This window comes from Okeania sp. SIO2B3, from assembly GCF_010672525.1.
In the GTDB taxonomy this organism is placed as follows: Bacteria; Cyanobacteriota; Cyanobacteriia; order Cyanobacteriales; family Microcoleaceae; genus Okeania.
This window is the reverse complement of record NZ_JAAHGH010000004.1, coordinates 324174-347038: the sequence shown is the minus strand read 5'-3', so window position 1 is coordinate 347038 and position 22865 is coordinate 324174. Positions and strand designations below refer to the sequence as shown.

The 22865-nt window shown below is 36.7% G+C and carries 12 protein-coding genes and 1 pseudogene; 5 read left to right on the top strand and 8 right to left on the bottom strand.

Annotation, left to right across the window (positions count from 1 at the left end; all coding sequences use genetic code 11):
- Positions 1-37: 37 nt before the first annotated feature.
- Positions 38-1042 carry a tRNA dihydrouridine synthase DusB gene (gene dusB / locus F6K15_RS05530; RefSeq protein WP_293058073.1) on the top strand — a complete coding sequence of 335 codons (1005 nt, stop codon included), beginning with the start codon at positions 38-40 and terminating at the stop codon, positions 1040-1042.
- A 311-nt stretch (positions 1043-1353) separates the two neighbouring features.
- Here dusB and yidD read toward each other — a convergent pair whose 3' ends face one another.
- On the bottom strand, positions 1354-1761 hold the full coding sequence (gene yidD, locus F6K15_RS05525) for a membrane protein insertion efficiency factor YidD (protein ID WP_293058070.1): 408 nt from the start codon (positions 1759-1761) through the stop codon (positions 1354-1356).
- 749 nt (positions 1762-2510) lie between these two features.
- Here yidD and chlP point away from each other — a divergent pair.
- The gene (gene chlP, locus F6K15_RS05520) at positions 2511-3731 is read left to right on the top strand and encodes a geranylgeranyl reductase (protein WP_293058068.1); all 1221 of its coding nucleotides are present in this window, start codon (positions 2511-2513) and stop codon (positions 3729-3731) included.
- A 638-nt stretch (positions 3732-4369) separates the two neighbouring features.
- On the opposite strand, the pseudogene F6K15_RS05515 reads toward chlP, so the two are convergent.
- Positions 4370-4867: pseudogene (locus F6K15_RS05515) on the bottom strand (RNA-guided endonuclease TnpB family protein); the annotation flags it as partial.
- 250 nt (positions 4868-5117) lie between these two features.
- Here F6K15_RS05515 and F6K15_RS05510 point away from each other — a divergent pair.
- Positions 5118-5741, top strand: a complete 624-nt coding sequence (locus F6K15_RS05510) for a DUF938 domain-containing protein (protein ID WP_293058065.1) — start codon at positions 5118-5120, stop codon at positions 5739-5741.
- A gap of 188 nt (positions 5742-5929) precedes the next feature.
- Here F6K15_RS05510 and rdgB read toward each other — a convergent pair whose 3' ends face one another.
- Positions 5930-6535 (bottom strand): RdgB/HAM1 family non-canonical purine NTP pyrophosphatase, encoded by a 606-nt coding sequence (gene rdgB, locus F6K15_RS05505; protein ID WP_293058063.1) that lies wholly within the window; start codon positions 6533-6535, stop codon positions 5930-5932.
- An 825-nt stretch (positions 6536-7360) separates the two neighbouring features.
- On the opposite strand from rdgB, the gene F6K15_RS05500 reads away from it, so the two are divergent.
- Both F6K15_RS05500 and argF read left to right on the top strand, forming a co-directional pair.
- The gene (locus tag F6K15_RS05500; protein WP_293058061.1) at positions 7361-8626 is read left to right on the top strand and encodes a CHAT domain-containing protein; all 1266 of its coding nucleotides are present in this window, start codon (positions 7361-7363) and stop codon (positions 8624-8626) included.
- Positions 8627-9471: 845 nt separating this feature from the next.
- Positions 9472-10392 (top strand): ornithine carbamoyltransferase, encoded by a 921-nt coding sequence (argF, locus tag F6K15_RS05495; RefSeq protein WP_293058058.1) that lies wholly within the window; start codon positions 9472-9474, stop codon positions 10390-10392.
- A gap of 351 nt (positions 10393-10743) precedes the next feature.
- Here argF and F6K15_RS05490 read toward each other — a convergent pair whose 3' ends face one another.
- From F6K15_RS05490 to F6K15_RS05470, 5 genes are all read right to left on the bottom strand, one after another.
- Positions 10744-11691, bottom strand: coding sequence for an RNA-guided endonuclease TnpB family protein (locus F6K15_RS05490; protein WP_293058055.1), 948 nt, complete (start codon positions 11689-11691; stop codon positions 10744-10746).
- Between the two features lie 350 nt (positions 11692-12041).
- Positions 12042-13739, bottom strand: a complete 1698-nt coding sequence (locus F6K15_RS05485; protein WP_293058052.1) for a response regulator — start codon at positions 13737-13739, stop codon at positions 12042-12044.
- Positions 13740-13811: 72 nt separating this feature from the next.
- Positions 13812-15956 (bottom strand): EAL domain-containing protein, encoded by a 2145-nt coding sequence (locus F6K15_RS05480; protein ID WP_293058049.1) that lies wholly within the window; start codon positions 15954-15956, stop codon positions 13812-13814.
- A 24-nt stretch (positions 15957-15980) separates the two neighbouring features.
- Positions 15981-16352 carry a response regulator gene (locus F6K15_RS05475; protein WP_293058046.1) on the bottom strand — a complete coding sequence of 124 codons (372 nt, stop codon included), beginning with the start codon at positions 16350-16352 and terminating at the stop codon, positions 15981-15983.
- Positions 16353-17657: 1305 nt separating this feature from the next.
- Positions 17658-22643 carry an SDR family NAD(P)-dependent oxidoreductase gene (locus tag F6K15_RS05470; RefSeq protein WP_293058044.1) on the bottom strand — a complete coding sequence of 1662 codons (4986 nt, stop codon included), beginning with the start codon at positions 22641-22643 and terminating at the stop codon, positions 17658-17660.
- Positions 22644-22865 lie beyond the last annotated feature (222 nt).

Below are 22865 nucleotides of genomic sequence, written 5' to 3'. Positions count from 1 at the left end.
GGTATTAATAACTGATAACTAATAACTGATAACTGAAATGACTGTTCTATCTCCTGAATTAAAACAAAAATTAGCTACTCCACTAAAAATTGGTAATTTTGAAGTAAAAAGTCGCGTGCTTCAATCACCATTATCAGGAGTAACAGATTTAGTATTTCGCCGTCTAGTACGTCGTCATGCTCCAGAGTCAATGATGTACACTGAAATGGTAAACGCTACAGGATTACATTATGTGAAAGAATTACCTCAAATAATGGAGGTTGATAATAATGAACGACCAATAAGTATTCAATTATTTGATTGTCGCCCTGACTTCTTAGCAGAAGCAGCAGAAATGGCTGTAAAAGAAGGGGCGGATACTGTTGATATTAATATGGGTTGTCCTGTTAATAAAATAACTAAAAATGGCGGTGGTTCTTCTTTATTAAGACAGCCAGAATTAGCTGGAGAAATTGTTAGTAAAGTAGTAAAAGCTGTGCCTGTTCCTGTTACTGTAAAAACAAGAATTGGTTGGAGTAATAAAGAAATTAATATCCTTGAATTTGCTAAAAGAATGGAAGATGCTGGCGCACAAATGTTAACTTTACATGGTCGGACTCGTGCCCAAGGATATAATGGCCCGGCAAGATGGGAATGGATTACAAAAGTTAAGGAAATACTCTCTATTCCAGTTATTGCTAATGGGGATATTTTCTCTGTGGATGCTGCAATACGTTGTTTGGAGGAAACTGGTGCTGATGGGGTAATGTGTTCCCGTGGTACTTTGGGTTATCCTTTTTTGGTGGGAGAAATTGATTATTTCTTGAAAAATGGTGCAGAAAAAGTAGCGCCTACTGCAGTAGAAAAACTGGAATGTGCTAAAGAACATTTACAAGCATTATGGGAATATAAAGGCGATCGCGGTATTCGTCAAGCTCGCAAACACATGACTTGGTATGCTAAGGGTTTTCCTGGAGCGGGTGAGTTGCGGGGTCAATTGGCAAAAGTGGAAACGGTGGAACAAGGTTGTGATTTGATTGACAAGGTAATTGAAAATTTATAATAGAAGCAGGGAACAGGAAACAGGGAACAGGGAAAAGTAGGAAAACTATTTCTCTGTCTAAGGTTTATCAGCATTCTATGTCCTAACAAATTTGTTCCTTGTTATAAAAGGAAGGAAGTTAACATTCCTATGTTTCAGCTATTCCATAGTTCCTAAGAGTAATAGACATCTCCAATAATAAAAAATAAAATCAATCATCACATATAAATTATCAATTCTTTCCCCTCCTGGGAGGGGGAGGGGCGAGGGGTGGGTTGTCTCCTGTCTCCTACCCTCACCCATAAAACTTTTGAGCGCAAACCCTATGATAATTATGAACCACAACAGTCAAAGTCTGGGCTACAATCTAACTCACAGCTACCACAATCTAATTCTGGAAAATCACAGTCATTACAATTACAGTCTGGCAATACAGACTCACAGCTCTCTTCCGCTACATCACCGCAACAATTAATGAACTTAGAACCTTGTTTTTTTTTGGATTTCTTTTCGAGACTAACTGCCTGTAATTTCAAAATTTGATTAGCCTCTTTACAAGCTTTAAACCTTTGACGTGCAGCTTGAATAGCTCCTGATAAATCTTGCTCCATAAACATACGCTTTATATATTGAGAACAAGATTCATCATTGTACAATATTCTATGGGCACAAGAAAATCCTTTTCTCGGCGAAATGTACTGCTGATATCCGTCAATCAAAGCAACAGCAATTTTATTCATAACAAAGAAGATATTAATTCAGGCCAATTTATACTACAAAAATTAAACCCTCATTTCCCAATACATACCTCTATCGCCTATTTTTATCAAAAAAATTATGTTCGGACGGGTCAATTATAAATAAAATTTAAGGATTGACAGTACCAAATAAATACGGCTTTGTTGCATGAAAGTAGCGTTCTTAACATCCATTCCGCAGCTATATCGCTATCTTTCACGATTATTGATGTTCTATTGATCTATTGTCCAATAGTTATTGCTGTGCACAGAAAGCGATCACTCTATTTCGCGATTATTGATGTTCTATTGATCTATTGTCCAATAGTTATTGCTGTGCTGATTAAACCTAAAAGCTTTTACAGGTAAAAGTTTCAGCCTTTTTTACCTCAAACATTGATGTTCTATTGATCTATTGTCCAATAGTTACAGCAGTTTCAGCACGTTATTGTTGTACATATGCACAAGCAAGTGTGGCAGCTATATACTTTCATGCAACAAAGCCAATAAATACTGAAATTATCTTTACTTTCCTCCTTCCCTCCTGAGGACTGAGGACTGAGGACTGACAAAAGTTATTTATTAAGTATTCAACTGAACATGATATTACAGAAGTCCATTTTCAGAAAAAGTATCAAAGTATTAAGGTCTGTTGCAATTTCTTCACATACCCTCAGAGAATCAACCACGACACCCAAGTCCGTGATACTATCCCAACTTGTAAGTATAAAAAAAAGATTGGGAGAAGACCTTTGACTCTAAGAGTTGCTGTAGTTGGTTCTGGCCCAGCAGGTTCATCTGCTGCTGAAACTTTAGTAAAAGCAGGTATTGAAACTTATTTATTTGAACGTAAACTAGATAATGCTAAACCTTGCGGTGGAGCTATTCCTCTGTGTATGGTTAGTGAATTTGACCTACCATCAGAAATTATCGATCGCCGGGTCAGAAATATGAAAATGATATCTCCCTCCAATGTTGAGGTGGATATCCATATACAAAAACAAGATGAATATATAGGTATGTGCCGTCGGGAAGTTTTAGATGGCTTCCTTAGAGACCGGGCAGCTTCTCTGGGAGCTAACCTGATTAATGGCACGGTTTATAAACTGGATATTCCTTCTAATGATAGAGACCCCTACACTCTTCATTACTCTGACCATTCAGAAGGTAATGTCCAAGGGACAGCTAAGACCTTAAAAGTAGATTTAGTTATTGGAGCTGATGGGGCCAACTCCCGGATAGCGAAGGCCATTGATGCTGGAGATTATAATTACGCGATCGCTTTCCAAGAGCGTATTCGTCTGCCAGAACATCTCATGGCATATTATGAAGACCTAGCAGAGATGTATGTAGGTGATGATGTTTCCCCAGACTTCTATGCTTGGGTATTCCCCAAACATGACCACGTTGCTGTTGGTACTGGCACAATGAAACCTAACCAGGCCAGAATTAAACAGTTACAAGCAGGTATTCGCGCTCGTGCTGCAAAGCGTCTGGAAGGTGGAGAGATTATTAAGGTAGAAGCTCACCCAATTCCCGAACATCCTCGTCCTCGTCGGGTTCGTGGTAGAGTTGCTCTAGTGGGAGATGCTGCTGGTACTGTAACTAAGTCTTCTGGTGAAGGTATTTATTTTGCTGCTAAGTCTGCTCGGATGTGTGCTGAAACTATTGTGGAGACTTCTAATAATGGTGCGACTATTCCTACTGAAGCAGATTTAAAGCTTTATCTGAAGCGGTGGGATAAGAAATATGGCATGACTTATACAGTATTAGATATTTTACAGAGAGTATTCTATCGTTCTGATGCTACTCGCGAAGCTTTTGTAGAAATGTGTGCTGATATGGATGTGCAAAAGCTAACTTTTGATAGTTATTTGTACAAAACTGTCGTACCTGCTAATCCTTTAGTTCAGATGAAGATTACTGCTAAAACTATTGGTAGTCTTCTCCGGGGCAATGCTTTAGCACCTTAAATTTAGTTAAAGTCCCAAGTTAACAAAAAATAGCGAGAAGTCCCGCGTTCTCTTGCAAGGGAACGTCGGGATGAAAGCGACCATGTTATAATATAAGAACACAGGGGGAGGGCATCACCTCTGTATAAACTGCAACTCCTTTGCGGGTTGAAGAATCCTGACGTTGTCGCTCAAGCACAACGTCGGGAGTATGTCAAGGTTGATATGTAGAGTGTATAGCATACAAGTTAAATATTCTACTGACCATCAAAAAATATGGGGCTGTGGCTCAGATGGATAGAGCAAGCGCCTCCTGAAGTATCGGGCACCATGTGAGGAAACTTCGTGAGTGAATGTGGTCAAATTCAAGGAAGCCTAAGTCTATTATTTTGTCGATATGGTAATCTTGAGCCAAGTTTTACCTAATTATTGGTGAAGAAGGTGCAGAGACTAGAGTTTTAAGGAGAAATAAAATTCTGCTTAAACTAGGCCACCACCTAAAGCTATTTAGAGCTATGGTGAAGGGATAGTCCAGAGAGTGGGGAAACTCGCACAAATCTGAAGCGCTAGGTCGCGCGTTCGAATCGCGCCAGTCCCGTTAATTGACATCCTCCCGACGTTGCACTTGCGTGACAGCGCGGGATTCCTTAACATTACTGTTAGGGGCTTTCTGTTTCCTCCTCCGGAGGAGCTTTCCTATGGTCATGCTTCGCAAACGCTAACATAGCACCTGCCCTCCGGGATTTACTCCCAGAAGGTCTAAAGGCGCGCTCCACAGACAAGCCAGCGCGGTCTTGGGGGTCTCCCCCATGAGCGACTGGCGCTGACACTGCTCCTCCCGCAGCCAAAATGTTTATACTAGCGTTGAGATCGCGGTCATGGTGACTACCACATTCTGGGCAATCCCACTCTCTAATATTTAGAGGTAACTTCTCAACGATATGCCCACAATTAGAGCAACGCTTTGAACTGGGAAAATATCGGTCAATCTTGACTAATTCCCGTCCATACCATTCTGCTTTGTATTCTAGTTGCCTAACTAATTCTCCCCAGTTGGCATCACTACCCACCCCTGTTGCCCCCCTCCCGGGAGGGGATGGGGGTGGGTTGTGATTCTTGACCATATTCTTAACTGCTAAGTCCTCAACTATAGTTGTTTAACTTAAAAATGAGACGTTTTTTCGTCTGAAACTTCCTCAGAGCAAGAAAGCTTTGTCTCAATCTAAAGTTAAATGACTATAAATGCTAATAGCTAGTTAAAAAATTTAATCATTACCGAAAAATTGTGGTTTAAAGCATAGCCTTTTAAGGGGATAATAAAGAAAAATTTTCATGATTAGTCAATCTTCTTATAAATAAGAAGAAGTAATTCTAAATTCTAAATTCTAAATTCTAAATTCTTGAACTATGACTTCTTTTAGCGATGCTCGGCAATATGCTCCCGCAACTGAACGCAACCGCTCATTTATCTTGGAAGTGCTACAGCGAGTTTTGCCTCCAACGGGAAATATTTTAGAAATTGCTAGTGGTACGGGAGAACATTCTGTTTTCTTTTCTCCCCACCTAAAACCTCGTCAGTGGTTTCCTTCTGACCCTAACCCAATGTTGCGCGATAGTATTGTGGCTTGGCAACAACATAGTCCGTCAGATAATTTGCATTCTCCTCTTGATATTGATGTGCGAGAGTCGGTTTGGGCGGTGGAAAAAGAAGGTATTGAGATTGCTGCTATTGTCAATATTAATATGATTCATATTAGTCCTTGGTCAACTTGTTTGGGATTAATGGCAGGTGCGCGGCGTTTGTTACCGAAGGATGGGGTGCTGTATTTGTACGGTCCATACAAACAAGGTGGGGAACATACTACACCGAGTAATCTGAATTTTGATGAGTCTTTGCGTTCTCAAGATCCTGAGTGGGGATTGAGAAATTTAGAGGATGTTATAGCAGTAGCGGAAAAAGAAGGGTTAAGGTTTGTGGAGATGGTAGAAATGCCTGCAAATAATTTGTCTGTGATTTTCCATAAAAACTGACATTGCTGATTTGAGGTATAATATCATGTCCGGGTGAAGAGGGCGAGCAAAAAATTTTCTCTAAAATCTGTTTTTGGCGATCGCTTAAAGTAATAGCAATTGGCTTTGCTCCTGTGATCTTAGTTTCATAATTTTTCCTTCTCTTCCCATTATAAGTTTAACTCCCGCTTTATTTGCGCACTTTACCACTAGGCAAAAAGAGCTTTCATCTGAGGTAGTAATATTTGGAAAGCTTGACCGCGATGAGAGAGCGATCGCTTCATTTCAGCAGACATTTCCGCAAAAGTCTTTTCTTGTGAAGGAACATAAAAAATGGGGTCGTAACCAAACCCATTATTGCCACGGAGACTATATAGAATTTCTCCACGGCAAATTCCCTCTGTTTCTAATGCAATTGTGCCATCAGGTCTAGCAATGACAAGAGCGCAGACAAACTGTGCCTGACGATTAGAATTATCTGCCAATTCTGTTAATACTCGCTCTATTTGTTCAGCAACAGTAGGAGCATAACGAGCAGAATAAATACCTGGTCTGCCATCCAAAGCATCTACTGCCAATCCCGAATCATCAGCGATCGCCCATTTTCCAGTAGCTTTTGCCACTTCAGTTGCTTTGAGGCGAGCATTAGCTAGAAAAGTTTCCCCAGTTTCCTCAACTTCTAAATCTTTTGGTTTTAGTTGTAATTGTAAATTCAAATCTGCTAGATATTCCTGTATTTCTTGAACTTTCCCCGGATTACCGGTAGCGACAACTAGCAATTTAGGAGTAGTTTCTGCGCAAATAACGTTTGTCATTTTTTCATATAAATATTTATTTACTCTTAAATAGAATACCACGTTTCTCAACTCTAAGCAGACTGAAGCATCGTCAGCATTCAGCCATCAGCTATCAGCTAGCCTCCTATGGTCGGAACTACGTTATCAGCTATGAGTTCTTAGCTCATTATCAGCTCAAAATAGGAATTAGTCTTCAAGGAGAATTAAAACTTATAAAAAAAATGTCTTCAGCTAACCTTAGTAATTTCTTGAATATGTTCATGTATCTGTTTGCGCAGCATGACAAACGGAAATGCTGAATGCTGAATGCTGAATGCTTACGAAGCATCCGCACCAAAAATTCCAAAATTGGCGTTAGTTAAAGATAAGCTGAGTTAACCATAGTTGTAGATAGGTTTAATAAAATAGGAGAGTAGATAGAGTAGTAATTTAATTATCTATGCAATATTCAGAGTGCACTAGCAAATATATTTCCCTACTGTGTTAATATAGCAATTCTCATACTGGTGAGATACAAAATTCGTTTTTTTAGGCAACAGGCAGCAAGCAACAGGCAACAGGGAATAGGGAATAGGGAATAGGAATAAAAAAGATTACTGTACCTCACTAGCTTGGGAAATGCTATATTACTTTCCAAGGGTATGTAAATACCTTAAATATAGTTTTAAATCTTCAATTCATTAAACCAATTATTATATGTTCCGAAAATTCTTCTCTCCTAAGAGCAAATACAAAGTTAGAACAATTTTTGGGTTAATTCTTTCCCTAATTATTCTGCTTAGTTTTTATTCTGAAAAAATCCTTTCTGAAGACATAACTGTAAGTCCGAAAGATAGATACAATATGATTTCTAATATCACTAAATCGGAAAAAATTCTGAAAATGGAACAAAGGCTAGAAAAAGAATTTGAGGATTATTTTGATCGAGAAATTTCAGAAGTTTCAAAAGCGGGTAATGACATTGCTCAAAAATTGTTAGAAATTAGCCAAAAAAGTAATATAAGACCTGCCGTATTTTGGGCAATTCCTGAATCTGAACATTTACATTTAGTTTTAATTTCTCCTGGAAAAAAACCTTTAGTTCAAGATATTGACTCCCTCAAACGCGAAAGCCTTATTCGTAAAGTCAAATTATTTAATAATGAAATTACTAATCCTCAGACGCTGTTCACAGATTCTTACTTAAGTCTGGCTCAACAACTTTATCAATCGATAGTTGAACCCTTTGAAGCAAATCTCCAAGAAGAAAAAATAGACACAATATTGTTTTGTTTAGGAGCAGGTTTGCGTACTCTACCAATAGCCGCATTACATGATGGAAAACAATTTTTAGTAGAGAAATATAGCCTAGCAATTATTCCTGCATTTAATTTAATTGATTCCAATTATACTCCCATTCAAAAAGCCAGAATTTTGGCAATGGGTGCTTCAGAATTTCCGACCCAAAGTCCTTTACCTGCTGTTCCAATTGAACTATCAACAATTGTTGATAAAAATCTCATAGAAAATATCTCAACTAAAAATCTTTCTAGAGGTTGGCCTGGAAAATTATTTCTTAATCAGGACTTCACCTTAAAAAACTTAAAAAATCAACTTTCTTCTCAATCTTTTAATATTATTCATTTAGCAACTCATGCAGAATTTAAACCCGGAAAACCTGAAAAGTCTTATATTCAACTTTGGAATACTCAGCTCCATTTAGACGAAATTAAAGAGATTAATTGGAATGACCCTCCGGCTGAATTATTAGTTTTAAGTGCTTGTAAAACAGCCGTGGGAGATCGAGATGTGGAGTTAGGTTTTGCTGGATTAGCTTTACAAGCAGGGGTTCAATCTGCATTAGCAAGTTTATGGTATGTTAATGATCTTGGGACTTTGGCTTTAATGAGTGAATTTTATGAACAGTTAAAAACAGCATCAACTAAGGCTGAAACAATCAGACAAGCTCAAATTAAAATGATTCATGGAGATGTGTATTTAGCTAGGGAAAAATTGAAATTTTCTAGAGGAGAAATTCTTTTGCCTCAGAGTTTACAAATCTTGGGAGAAACAGATTTTTCTCATCCTTTTTATTGGTCAGGATTTACTCTTATTAGTAGTCCTTGGTAATTTTTTTTCATGGGCTTTGATAATTTTAAATAATTTCAAATAATTTCAAAAACGAATCATACAAGCCCAAGTAAATCGCCGAAATTTAGATAGTTAATTAAAGGTTTTAATGATAGATATTGGCAATTATTTTAATCCTTGTTATCGCAACTAAGCATCTCATCAAATTATATTATTGTCTGATAATTCCATTACTAGCTGTTGTATGAACTTCGATCCATAATCTCTGAATAAATTATTTGACAAACAGTCTCTAATAGATCGACGATCGCTAAAATTAATAAATGATGTAATGTACTTCTGGCTATAATTCGGCAGATTCTAAATATAGGTTTATAACAGGAAATCCTTCAGTCAAATTAGAACTATACCTATGGTAGGAGGAAAAAGACTAAGGTTTAGAGTCGGTCTGGAGATAGTGGCCAAATTTAAGCATCACAAACAGCAGTTATACCAATTTAATCAATATTTGCTACAAATAAATAGTTATATTTATAAGTATTCAACCGGACATGATATTAGGTGTCGGACTATGGCCTTTATGCTCCGACGGCTGTTTTGGGACTTGAAGAAAAATTGTTATAGATGGAACCAAATTAACTTTTAACTTACTAAAGTAAAGATATTATAATGTCTTTGCTCTAAATAGTTGAGAAGTGTAAAACTATACTCATCAAGAAATAATATTAATTCTAGTAGCTTTGGAATTCGTTATGGCGGGTTTTAAATATAAATAATTTGGTGTGAAAATTTTCATCCCAGTTATGAAACTTGCCTCAACCTTTTTAATAATTTCAATGTTAACTGAAACAATATAATTGGTAACCTGACATTAGTGATAAATTATGGATAGTTTAAAAGGACGCAATTTATTAAGTTTAGCAGACTTGAGTTCTGATGAATTAAAAGAAATTTTACAACTGGCAGCCAAACTTAAATCAGGTAAAATAAATCTCAAATGTAATAAAGTATTGGGGCTATTATTTTCTAAAGCTTCGACACGAACTAGGGTAAGTTTTACTGTGGCAATGTATCAATTGGGAGGTCAAGTTATTGATTTGAATCCTAATGTTACTCAAGTTAGTCGTGGAGAACCTTTGGTTGATACTGCTAGAGTTTTAGACCGATATTTAGATATTTTAGCTATTCGGACTTTTGAGCAAAAAGATTTAGAAACTTTTGCAAGTTATACTCAAATTCCTGTTATTAATGCTCTGACAGATAGGGAACATCCTTGTCAGGTAATGGCTGATTTATTGACGATTCAAGAATGTTTTGGCAAGCTAGATGGATTAACTTTAAGTTATTTTGGTGATGGTAATAATATGGCAAATTCTTTACTGTTAGGTTGTGCAATGGTAGGGATGAATGTCAGGATAGCAACTCCATCAAGTTATCTACCAAATATGGAAATTGTGGAGCAAGCAAAGACTATTACTAATGGTAAGAGTGAAGTGATAGTTACTGAAGATCCCCAAGTGGCAGTTAAGGGCGCTCAGGTGCTTTATACTGATGTTTGGGCAAGTATGGGACAAGAAGAGGAAGCTAATAGTCGGATACCTATTTTTCAGCCCTATCAGGTAAATGAAAAGTTGCTAGAAAGTGCAGCAGATGATGTGATAGTGTTGCATTGTTTACCAGCTCATCGGGATGAAGAAATTACTGATGAAGTGATAGAAGGAGAGCGATCGCGAGTTTGGGATCAAGCAGAAAACCGGATGCACGCTCAAAAAGCTTTATTAGTAAGTCTTTTGGGTAGTGATTAGAGTTTACCCACTTGTAAAGTAGTAGGGACTTTCGGCGTTGCTGAAGCCCGTGTATGATATTAATCTTAATTGCTTAGGAGTCAACCCACCCCTCGTCCCTCCCCCTCTCAGGAGGGGAGGGGGAGGACCGAGTCAGTAGGAGAGGACCAAGTCAGGACTTACGCATAATTACTTTTATATTAAACAAGTTGACCTTTAAAGCACCATCTGTAGGAGCGAATGGCATTTGCACTAGCTATCTATAGAGTCCCTGCGTAATATCAAATCCGGTTTAACACTTATTATATAGAACCGTTCTTAGAAACCTACGATTATCTACATAAATCTATGATTTTCTATAAATAATCTGTTCTATTCCTGCTTCAACCTGGCAACGTCGGCGTTATCCAGTCCACAAGCTGACACGGACGAACTGCCCGCCATAGCTAGATTTAAGCTAGCATTTAAATCGCGGTCGCAACTGAAACCACAATGTTCACACTTAAACACTCTTTCAGATAAAGACAGAGACTCTTTAACAAAACCACACCTACTGCAAGTCTTAGAACTAGGAAACCATCTATCTACAATGGTTAAAGATGAGCCGTACAGTTGACATTTGTAATCTAGCTGTCTACGAAACTCATAAAAACCCATAGACCCAATAGCCTTGGCTAACTTATGATTGGACATCATTCCTGATACATTCAAATCTTCTATTACTATATGGCTGTGGTTTTTAGCTAAGTAAGTAGTTAATTTATGCAATGCATCTTTTCTAATATTGGCTATTTTGCTGTGTAGTTTGGCTATCTTGAGTTGTGCTTTTTTCCAGTTGCGAGATGACTTCGTTTTATGTCGGTTTAAATATTGCAACCTAGACAGTTTAGCTTCTAACTTTCGGTAAGACTTAGCACCTTCAAAAACTTCACCAGTAGATAACGTGGCTAGAGATTTTATACCTAAATCTACACCAACTACATCTACTGATTTCTCAGTCATTTGAGTTTCTTTCTCTATTTTGAAACTAATAAACCATCTACCTGCCTTTTTGCTGATAGTTACAGACTTGGGATTAACATTATCTGGCAATACTTCATAAGTTTTAATCCATCCAATTCTTGGTAATTTAATCTGATTAAAGCCTACCGATATTGAGCCATCTAGAGTAAAACTATCATCCCTACCTTTTTTCTTGAATTTAGGTTGGCCAGATACTCTGTTAAAGCAGCGCTTCCAAGCTTCTGATAAATACCTTAAAGCATATTGAGGTGCTGTTTTAGATACTTCATAATACCAATAGTTTTTAGGTTTGACCATTGACTTATATTGGTTGAGCGCATTTTTTAGTTAAAAAAAGTCCAAGCTTAATGCTCGTAATGGTTCAAAAAAGAGCGCATTTTAGGCTTATAGTTGCGCAGAATAATCCCTTGATTATTCTTTCTCCTACCTCCTCTATAATTCCCATTTCTCCTGTCTTCCCCTCCTGAGAGCGGGAGGGGCGAGGGGTGGGTTGTCTCCTGTCTCCTACCCTTACCCATAAGACTTCCATAAGCAAACCCTATTTAGAGCGTAAGTGATTATCCGGACATGATATTACCACTAAAAAATTTGAAAATAAACTAGGGAAAGATTATCTTTAGATAGTATTTGAGCTTCTGTTTTTACCCCTATACCCTGTTGTCTCGATCGAGATAGAAATAAGCAGCTTTATCTTGATGGTTTAAATTAATAATTTCCTGAAATATTTGAGTAGCTTGCTCCATTTGCTGAGAGTAATAACTAATAACTCCTGCTTCAAATAATGTCTTAGTTTGTTTTTTAAGTTCGATTATTTCTGGGGGGTCTGCATCAAATAATTCAAATAAAGACACGACATCTTTTTTCCCTTTGACGTTAACTTGACCAAGAAATCTGTAGTTATATTTTGTATAATCTTTAAGCTCAAGAAAGGTTTTTTGACTAATAATTAAAGAAGCACCATATACTTTAGTTAAATCTTGCAGGCGAGAAGCTAAATTTACAGCATCGCTAATGACAGTAGTATCCATTCTGTTTGTACCGCCCACTGTTCCTAACATTAAGGAACCTGTATTAATTCCGATACCAATAGTAATAGGTGATTTCTGATATTTATTACGAATAATATTGTATTGATTAAGTTCTAAAAGCATCCCTAAAGCAGCTTGGACGGCATCATCAGGACACCGACCAAATAGTGCCATAATGGCATCACCAATATATTTATCAATAAAACCATAATTAGCAGTAATTAATGGTTCCATACGAGAAAGATAAGCATTAATAAATTTAAAATTTTCTGCTAAAGTCATGCTTTCTGAAAGAGTAGTAAAAGCACGAATATCAGAAAATAAAATTGACATTTTTTTTTGTACAGATTCACCCAAAGAAACTTCTACAATACTTTCATGTCCTAAAAACCGGAGAAACTGTTTCGGAACAAACCGACTATAACTTTGATTAAGTTTAGATAATTCAATATTTTTGAGTTCTAATTGTTGAGTAAATTGAATTCTTTCTGCTTCTGCTTTTTTTCTTTCTGTAATATCTTGAAAAGTGGCGATCGCATAGATTAGTTGACCAGTATCATCAAAAATTGGACTTGCTGATACTTCTACAGGTATTATTCTTTCTCCTTGACGAATTTCCATATTATCGACTGTAGAATTTTGCCCTTTCAAGGCTATGAAAATTGGCTGTTGTTCAACGGGGTAAAATTGTTCTGTTCCTGCTAAGTAAATTTGATAAATTTTAGGAATTTGCTCCGGAGTAGTTTCAGCTACTATCCCTTTACCAAAAATATTTTTTGCAGCTTGATTAGTATAGAAAGGTTTACCATCAGCATCAACTACAAATACTCCTACTGGCAAAGTTTCTAAGAATTTTTCTAGTCTTTTTTCACTTTCATATAACTGTTGAGCTGCTTCTATTAAATGTTCCTGTTTTAGTGCATCTTTTAACTGTTGAACATGATTTATAGTTTTGTTAATTGTAATTTCTAAATCATCTAAATTTATGGGTTTAGTTAAAAAATCAAATGCTCCTAAGTTCATCGCTTTTCTCACAAGAGTCAGATCGCTAGAAGCAGAAATAACTACTGTTTTAAGTGTAGGATGATGAATATCAGAAAGAGTAGATAGTAGAGTAATACCATCCATTTCTGGCATGGTAATATCAGTCAATATCATATCTATATCTGGTTCAGATTGTAACTTTTCCAAAGCTTTTAAACCGTTAGAAGCAAAAATAAATTGGAGGTTTTTTTTCCTAATTCTTTTTCTAAATTTTTGGTTGATGATTGATTGAAAGGATGGTTCATCATCCACAACCAGTATTTTTGCTCGCATAACTTCATTTAAGTTGGAATTAATTATTGTATTACCAATATAGTCACAAAACTAAGTGGGATACATTTAATTTTACCATATTTTAGCTGCTGCAATTAAATTAGTAGCTTGCGAACTATTAACAGGTCTAGAAAAGAAATATCCTTGTCCATATTTACACTTAAGTTGTCTCAGCAAAGCCAGTTGAGTAGATGTTTCTACACCTTCAGCAATGACATCTATTTCTAAACTTTTTGCCATACTAATAATTGCTTTAGTAATCTCCAAATTTTCTGGTTCAGTATCCATTGTCATCACGAAAGAACGGTCAATTTTTAAAGTATCAATAGGAAAATTTCGCAGGCGACTTAATGAAGAATAACCAGTACCAAAATCGTCAATATTTAACTGTATATTCATCCCTTTTAGGTCTGATAATATTCCCATAACATTCTTCTCATTTTCCATAATTGTAGTTTCAGTAATTTCTAATCTGAGACTATGATAATCTAAGTCAGTACCAGATAATATTTGATCAATTTGTTCTACCAGTTGAGCTTGAGAAAATTGTTTACCAGAAAGATTAACACTAATAGTTAAAGGCTGGATAGAAAATTGTTTTTGCCAATCATAAGTTTGTTTACAAGCTTGTTCTAGTGTCCACCAACCAATGGGTACAATTAATCCTGTTTCTTCTGCGATAGGAATAAACTCATTTGGAGAAATTATTCCTCGCTGGGGATGTTTCCATCTTAGTAATGCTTCAAAGCCACAAAGTAAACCTGTTTCTAACAAAATAATTGGTTGATAATATAATTCTAATTCATTAAATTTTAAGGCTTGTCGAAGGTCTATTTCTAACTTAAGTTGTGCTAAATTATCGGCATACATTGATGGATTAAATACTTCGTAACGAGCTTTTCCTAGAGTTTTAGCACGATACATAGCTGTATCTGCATCTCTGAGAATATCTGTAGAATTTTGATAATCTTGATTGGGGAAAGCAATACCAATACTTGCGCTGGTATAAACTTCTTGATTATTTATTTTAAATGATAATTGTAGCAATTTTTGAATTCTTTTGGCTATATATTTAGCATTCTCTTCAGATTGAATATATTCTAATAATATAGCAAATTCATCTCCTCCCATTCTAGCTACAGTATCATCATAACGCATATCTTCTGTGAGTCTATTTGCAACTTCAATAATTAGCTGGTCTCCAGCTAAATGCCCTAAGCTATCATTAACCTTTTTAAACCTATCTAAATCTATAAAAATAACTGCAAATTTATATTGATGAGACCTCTTGTATCTAGAAAAAGCATGAGATAATCTATCCATAAACAATGCCCTATTAGGTAATTTAGTTAAGGAATCATGAAAAGCATCATGGAGTAATTTTTCTTCTGCTATTTTTATTTCTGTAATATTATGACAATTAACTACTATTCCTGTTATATCATCATCCAAGATTAAGTTGGTAAATACTGCTTCAAATATTTGTAATTCTTGCCGTTGATTTATGATTTTAAGTTCATTAATATACTGTTTTTCTAATGGATTATTAACTATTTTTTGCAATATATGTTTGATTAATTGACGGTCGTTAGCATGAATAATGTTGAAAATTGATATATTCAAATTATTGTGATTAAAATCATCTAAAAATCTTTGGGCTGATGGGCTAGAATAAATAACTTTTCCATTAGGATTTAAAATCATTATTAGATCTAAAGAATTTTCAATTAATGCTCTAAATCTTTTTTCACTTTTGCGCAATGTTTGTTGTTTTAATAGTTCTGCATGAGCTTTTTCTGCTAACTTTTTCTGCTCTCGTGCTTCTTTTTCCTGTTGCACAGCTTTGAGTGTTTTACTTAGAGTAATTTCTAAATCATGTAAATCTAAGGGTTTAGTTAAAAAATCAAAAGCCCCTAAATTCATAGCTTTTCTGATAGTTTTAAAATCTCCATAAGCAGAAATAATGACTGTTTTAATTGTTTTATTTGGTTTTTCTGAGAGCTTTGTCAATAAAGTTATTCCATCCATTTTAGGCATATTAATATCAGTAAGCATTAGATCGATATCAGTTTCATTTTCAAGGGCTTCTAAAGCTTCTATACCATTATGAACAAACACGAACTTGATTTTTTTTTGCATAATTTGCTTCCGGAATTTTTGGCAAATTAATGATTGTAGATCTGGTTCGTCATCAACTACAAGTATTTTTGATAACATGATTTTTAGGATTTATTTTTTGTACTATAATTCGAGTATTTTTTGTTTAATTTCTTCAAAATTAATTGGTTTGACTAGATAGTCATCTGTACCATATTCTTTGGCAATTTTGTAGTGTTCATCATAGCCGTGGGCAGTTAACATAAAAACTTTTATTTTCTTGTATTTTTCTTTAATTTTTTTGAGCATTTCTAAGCCATTTATTGTAGGTAAATTAATATCAGATATAATTAAATCTATGGAATCATTTTCTTGAGAATCTAGGTATGATAGTACCTCAATTGCTGAGATAAAAAAAATAAATTTGAGAGAACCTGATTTAATTTCTTTTCTAAATTTTTTACTGAATAAATACTCCAGGTCTGGCTCATTGTCTACAATTATTATTCTTTTCATTTAACTAATTTTAAGAAAGTAATAATATTATCTACATAGTAAGCTCATTATTTTGTAAATTATTACTTGCGTAGATACTCTCTTACAATGATACCATAAGTGAGTTAAGATTTTTAGAATATTTTTCACTATCAATATCTATAAACAAAGGTTTAATACCAAATTAATATCAAGTTGCATAGAATAATATTTTAATCAGAGTTGACTGTAAATTGAGACAGACAAGTTAATAAATTTCATAATTCTTTACAGCCCGGCATCAAACTGGTATAAAATCATTTCATACTTTTAAAACTGTTTTCCTGCTGAGTAGTATATTCATAAGTACCTACACAAAATTAATTATATATTTTGAACTCAAATTAATTAGAACATCTTCTAATGCTTTTACTAAATTCAAATAGCCCCCATAAATAGCAGGGCTGTTTGATTCTAAACTGTGCCATTTTATATATTGATGAAACCATGTTATTTCAAGCTTTAGGAAATTTATCTTTTGCTGTCTGAAAATCAATAAATTCATGGGTGCATCTCATATTTGCAAAAATACTTTTTGCCTATATATTCCCTATTCCCTATTCCCTGTTACCAGATGAGCTTTTGCCTAAAAGCGATAAATTTTGGCTTTATTCAAAATTGAGATACACCCAAATTAATTGCCAAAATCTAGAATGAAATGACTCTGCATAAATAGTGGATTATAACCATTTATATTTGATAAATTTCCACAATATTTTATTTGATTTAATTGTAGTGAATAAGTAGGTAATTTCAGTTATCAGTCATCAGTTATCGTAAGCATTCAGCCGTCAGCTATCAGCACTTCCCTGCGGGATGCTACGCAAAAAGCTATTGCTTTTAGTTGACGATAAAAGCTTTATTAATTCTCTACAAAAGTTGGCTCCCTTGCCCTTAAAGTCTATATTAATTTAAACACTATCCTATATGAGAGAGTCTTGTTGCTGATAGCTGACAGCTAATATAGCAAGGAACTCAAAAAAATATAGGGTTGTAAATATTCTCGCTACGACAAAGAATTAGCCCAGGGGAGATGGGGAGATTTGTATATTTGCACAATTAAATGTATTTCTGATGAATATTCTCGCTACGACAATGAATTAGCCCTGCGACCGTGGAGGGGAAGGCAGAAGGAAAGAAAAGGTTAGAAGAGAAAAGGTTTTTTTATCACTGATTATTCGGACATGATATAACCCCTCCGGTGGAGGGGCGCGCGGGTGGGTTGACTCCTAAGTAATTAGGATTAATATCAAATAGGCGCTTCAGCAATACCTTAATAATTAATAATTAATTATTAAGGTATTGCTGAACAGAGGTATTCATCAGAGCTTCTAAAATAACTTGTGGCCAGGGAGTTGCCACAGGGTTTCCATCCTGACCTCGACCAGCCCATATTGCCTCTTGTTGACCAACGTGAAGTTTTTTACGTTTACCATCAGGTTCTTGTCGGAAGAATTCAAAATTGAAAACAGCCCCACATTCTGAAATAGATTTTACATAGAGAAGAACAAGAATTTTGTCAAAAGGCATTGCTTCTTGTAAGAAGTCCATGCGAGTATAGAGACAAATTAATTCTCCTTGAGGATTAGAGACTCTTAGGTATTCGGGGGCAACTGAATACAGGAACAGGTCTAGAGTTCGCCCTTGCCAGATAAAATAATTACCGTAGTAAACATTGCCGACTAGGTTTGACTCTTCTAAGGTTGTTTGATAAGTTTCTGAATACAGTAAATTACCATAAATATTTTCAGAAGGGGATTGGTAGACGATCGCTCCTGCCTCAATATTAGCAAGAGGTGCGGGTAATGATGGCAAGGAAAAAGTTTGAGGGTTTCTGAGATCGAGACTAACTGGTTCTTTAGAAGTAAATTGGTTGAGGAATTTTTGGAAATAGGAAGGTAAAGGCACCTGTGCTGGAACCCCGTAACTCTCTAAATGCACCCATGTAGATTTGACATCTGCAAGGATAATTCTTTCTAGAGATTGGTCTGGTAAGACTTTGCAGAATTCTATATAAGCATCAAAGGTAGATCCAACTACATTTCCTAACCACACTCTTGCTTGAATGGTGTCGTAGGAGGTAGCTTCTCCTAACACTTGCATACTGACTGCGTTTGTTACCATGCCACAATCTCCGGTAAAGAAGTCAGATAACATTTGTGGTGCAATACTTTCCAGGGCAAATTCCCGGATTTTTCCTATCCAACTGAAATATTGGGAAAAATAGACTTTTCGACTGAGACTGCCACTATCTTTAAAACTGAGCTGAAATCGTTTTTCGTAAACTACTTGTCCCAGATAGCCTTCTTGGATATGGGAATTATTGCCATCATCTTTGAATACTGCTACTTCAGAGTCAGATGAGGATGGAGTTGAAACAAGTTGTTCTTGAGGAACCAAAATGGCAACCATGCGTTCTGGGTGACGGGTGAGTTTTACAGGTTGGGTAACTACTAAATAATCCCCCTGGGCGATCGTGGCCTTTAATAAAACGCTGTCCTGATGATGTTTGACAATTGAGAATTCTGGATGAGTTCCATTAAAGGCTTTGCGAACTGCTTCTATTGATGACCAGATACGAGTTCCTGCTTGATCCAGACTGTCACCTTCCTCTGCTAATTCATTCAGAATGGTACTGTGTTTAAAACTGAGAAGGGCAACCCAGTTCAGAGGACTACGATGAGTGATTAGTTCAATATCTACACCCTGTGGAGTATAGCCAACAGCACTCAGGCAATAGCGATCGCAGTGAGACAAAGACACATGGAGTCCGGCCACGGCGGTACCTACTAATTTTGGTTGTCCTGATGCTAAGGTGGTAATTTCAAAGTCTAGGGGATGTTCTGAGGATAACCCTAACTGTGCTTGAATAGCTTTGGCAATGATTGGCTTTTCTTGTTGTCGTCGCTGTTGTTTGGGCAGAACTTGTAAGTTTGGGGCATATCCTAAGGCAACTCCCGGTTGTTTTAATTCCAAAGCCTCAAAAGCAGCCTTTAATTTATCTTGTAGGGTCTTAGCATCTCGTTGTCCTGGATTTGCTAGTTCTTCAGCGGTGGGATTAGAAAGATTTTCTTCCATAATTCGCACGCGATAATCTGTGAGTTTTTCCAGGATATTCCCTTGTTGATCGCTCACAAATACTTCACCAATGTATTCCTTACCTTCTTGCTCGATCGACAAAACACTTGCATTTACTATTCTGTCATCTTCCTGAAAATGAGAATTTTGGAAAAATTCTATTTTACCTATTGAGATTGGTAAACAAATATATGGGAAAATATTTAACTGTAATGACTGTAGTAAAACATCTCTCAAATAAGGATCGCCGAGTAGCATATAGCTTTCCATTTCTGTGCCAAAGCTTTCTTGAACTAGCTCTGTTTCAGAAGTAATGGCGTAGGAACGAAAAACACTGTGGTGTTGGCTAAGAGAATATATTCCACCTATGCGTTGGAACCGTTCTCCTTGAAATAGCAAATCTCCATAAAGATCTGTTTGGGGATTAATTGCTAGAGGTTCTCCTAACTGAAGATTGGTTTTGATACCAGGTTTTATTTCTCCTATAATTAAGGTTGCAGCAAAATAATCTGTTGTAAATTCTGTTTGCTCAGTGCGAATGCTTACTTTAACTGCTTTTTCTCCGTTAGCCAAAGCTTCCATAACTTCGGCATGAATTTCAATTTCTACCCCATGAGTTGGGTTAATGACAATAGGGTAATGCAAAGATACATTTTCAATCCTGGCAATTTTATTGTGTATTTCCCCAGTAACATAAGCAGTTGCTTGCGCCATTGCTTCTAAACCGAAGACTGTCGGGAACAAATAAGAGCCTTGCCAGACATGATCTTTAACGTACAAATCTCGTTCTAGACTGAGATGGGTTCGCACTGTTAACTCAACATGAGGCTCAAAATGAAGCACCCGTTCGATAAAACGAAATAGATGGGTTTGACCTAATTTAACTGGCGACCAAGTATCAAGACCTCCTAAACGAGCGCTAATAACAACTTGCAAAACTCCAGGATCGTGTTCAAACAACTGAAGAAAACGATCTACTCCTTCCTGGAGTGGAATTGCTTCTATTCCCATTTTTTCTAAAGTTGTGATGCTACCCATCCGCGCACCCATCCCTACTTCATCCCAAACGCTGTAAGCTAGGGATAAAACTTGAGTGTGAGGATTTTTAGCTTGAAACTGACGCAGTAAAAGGGTAAGAGATTCGTTAGCAAAGGCATACCAAGCATTACCAGGCATTCCTGTGACACCAATAATAGAGCTAAATGCCATCACAAGTTTAGGAGGTGTCGTGGCGAGAGCTTGTAAAAGATTATAAGCGCCCAAGACTTTTGGGGAAACTTCTTTTTGCGCTGCTTCTAGAGTTACTTGTTCGATACGACGGGGTGTATTTAACCCTGCACCATGAATGACACCTGTAATCAAACCGAGTTCAGAGGTAATTTTCTGTACTAACTCCACAACAGCTTGGGAATTCGTAATATCGGCAGCATAATACTGACAAATTAGTTCCTCATATTGGAAGCATTTTAAGGTTTGCATTACTTCTGGGTTTTCCCTTGGACAGCGACCAACTAAAGCCATTTTGACACCAGTGGTTTTTGCCAAAGCTAGCGCACATTCAGCAGTAATACCTTTTGCGCCTCCCGTAACAAGAATCACGTCCTCTGCTGACCAAGAGAGGGAGCGAGGTTTATAGGTAGCAGGTTGTTGAAGGCGAGTTTGGGGTACTAAGCGCACTAATTTCTGATCATAGCCTACTGTGACGACCGCTTCTGTCGTACCCATTTCTTGGATCACGAGTTCGACTGCCTTTGAGTCTTCAATATTTGGAGAGAGATCGACTGCTCGTACTCGACTGTGAGGACGCTCTAAATGAAGACTGCGAGCAAAAGCACCCGCACAACATAATTCAGGAGAAATAGCTGCTCCTTGACTGCCAAAATGTCCGCCACCAAATTGTACATAAGTCAGACAATAATTTGTGTTTGCTGGGGGTAAAGTGGTAATACTCTTGAGGCGAGCAATCATCTGTGCTAAAGGAAGCATCTTCTGTGACGATGATGTTTTCGGTAAAATAGCTAAGTAGTGAGTAAAACGGCTTGACCAATGATTTTCCAAGGAGTTTACTTGGTTATAGGTGATAATTTTCACTAAGGAGTTTACTTGGTTATAGGTGATAATTTTCACTTGAGCTTGATGTTGTTGCAGTTTAGCCATGAGCACTTGGGAAAAATGGCGATCGCCTTCTTCAGTAACAATCAAAACACGAGCTTGAGACCAATTAGTTTGTACCGCCGAAATTTCTTCAGGAACATATTCAATGGCAAAATTGCGTACCCAGGTGGAATGATTTTCCTGAGTTATCTTTTGACGTTGGGGAATGAATTTTTCTTCTGAGTGTGAAACTAGCTGGTTTTGCTGAAGTGCTACTACTAGCTCCCCTAGGGTAGAGTTAGTTAGGGTAGAGGGGTCTATTTTGCCGATGACACCAGCTTTTTTCGCAGCTATAGCGATTAAATATGCTGCTTTAATAGAGTCGAGATTGAGATCGTCTAACAGGCGCAAGTCTAGACTGAGAGTATTTTTGGGAAATCCTGTCTGCTCTTCTACTAAACCTAGGAGTAACGAGGTTAAATCCTGATCTGCTTGTGTAGCAGGGGAAAGTGGAGGTATAATTTCACTGTTGTGTTCTATTGATGGTGTAGTCTGAGTTATTCCCCCCATGGTTGAGTGAATGACTTGGATAATTTCTTTGAGACTAGCGTTAGCTAAACTTGAGGGTTCGATGACACCTGCTATGTTGCAAGCTTTGGCAACAGAAGCAATTAATTCACTAGCTTTGATGGAATCCATATTCAGGTCATCAAGAAGTTTGGCATCAAGGGAAATACTATCTGCTGGATAACCTGTTTGCTCGACAACTAGATCGATCAAAATTGACTCTACATCTAAAGTTTGTTCTTGAGATTGAGATACAGATTTTGGGAGCGGAGTAACTTCTTGAGTAACAGGATTTGTCGATTTTACAGGATGCTCCTGGTTGGCGTGGTGGTTTGTAGTAACTTTATTGATAGAAGGCGAAATGTTCTGATGCTGAGACTTATTATCAGCAGTAGTTTGAGTAGGTTTAGTTAGATGAGGTAAATTTTGAATATCAGCACAAATGACTTGAGCTAAAAAAGAACCTCGCTGAGAAAAGTAAGCGCAAAGGAGTTTAACCAGATCTTTGTGATTTGAATGCTCAGAGTAAGACATAGAAAAAATATAGATGGTTGGTATGTTTTACAGAACCCATGTGGGATCTTTGTACACGGTATGTATTTTTGGCTGCAGTCCTCAGAACTCAGTAGGGGTATTTTGTTCCGCAATATATAGAACCCCTGATCGTATCTTTGTCGGCGATTCAGTTTTTTTGCCAGTCCTCAGGAGTCAGGAGTTAGAGAGAAGGTTTAACAAGGTCAGAAGTCAGAAGTCAGA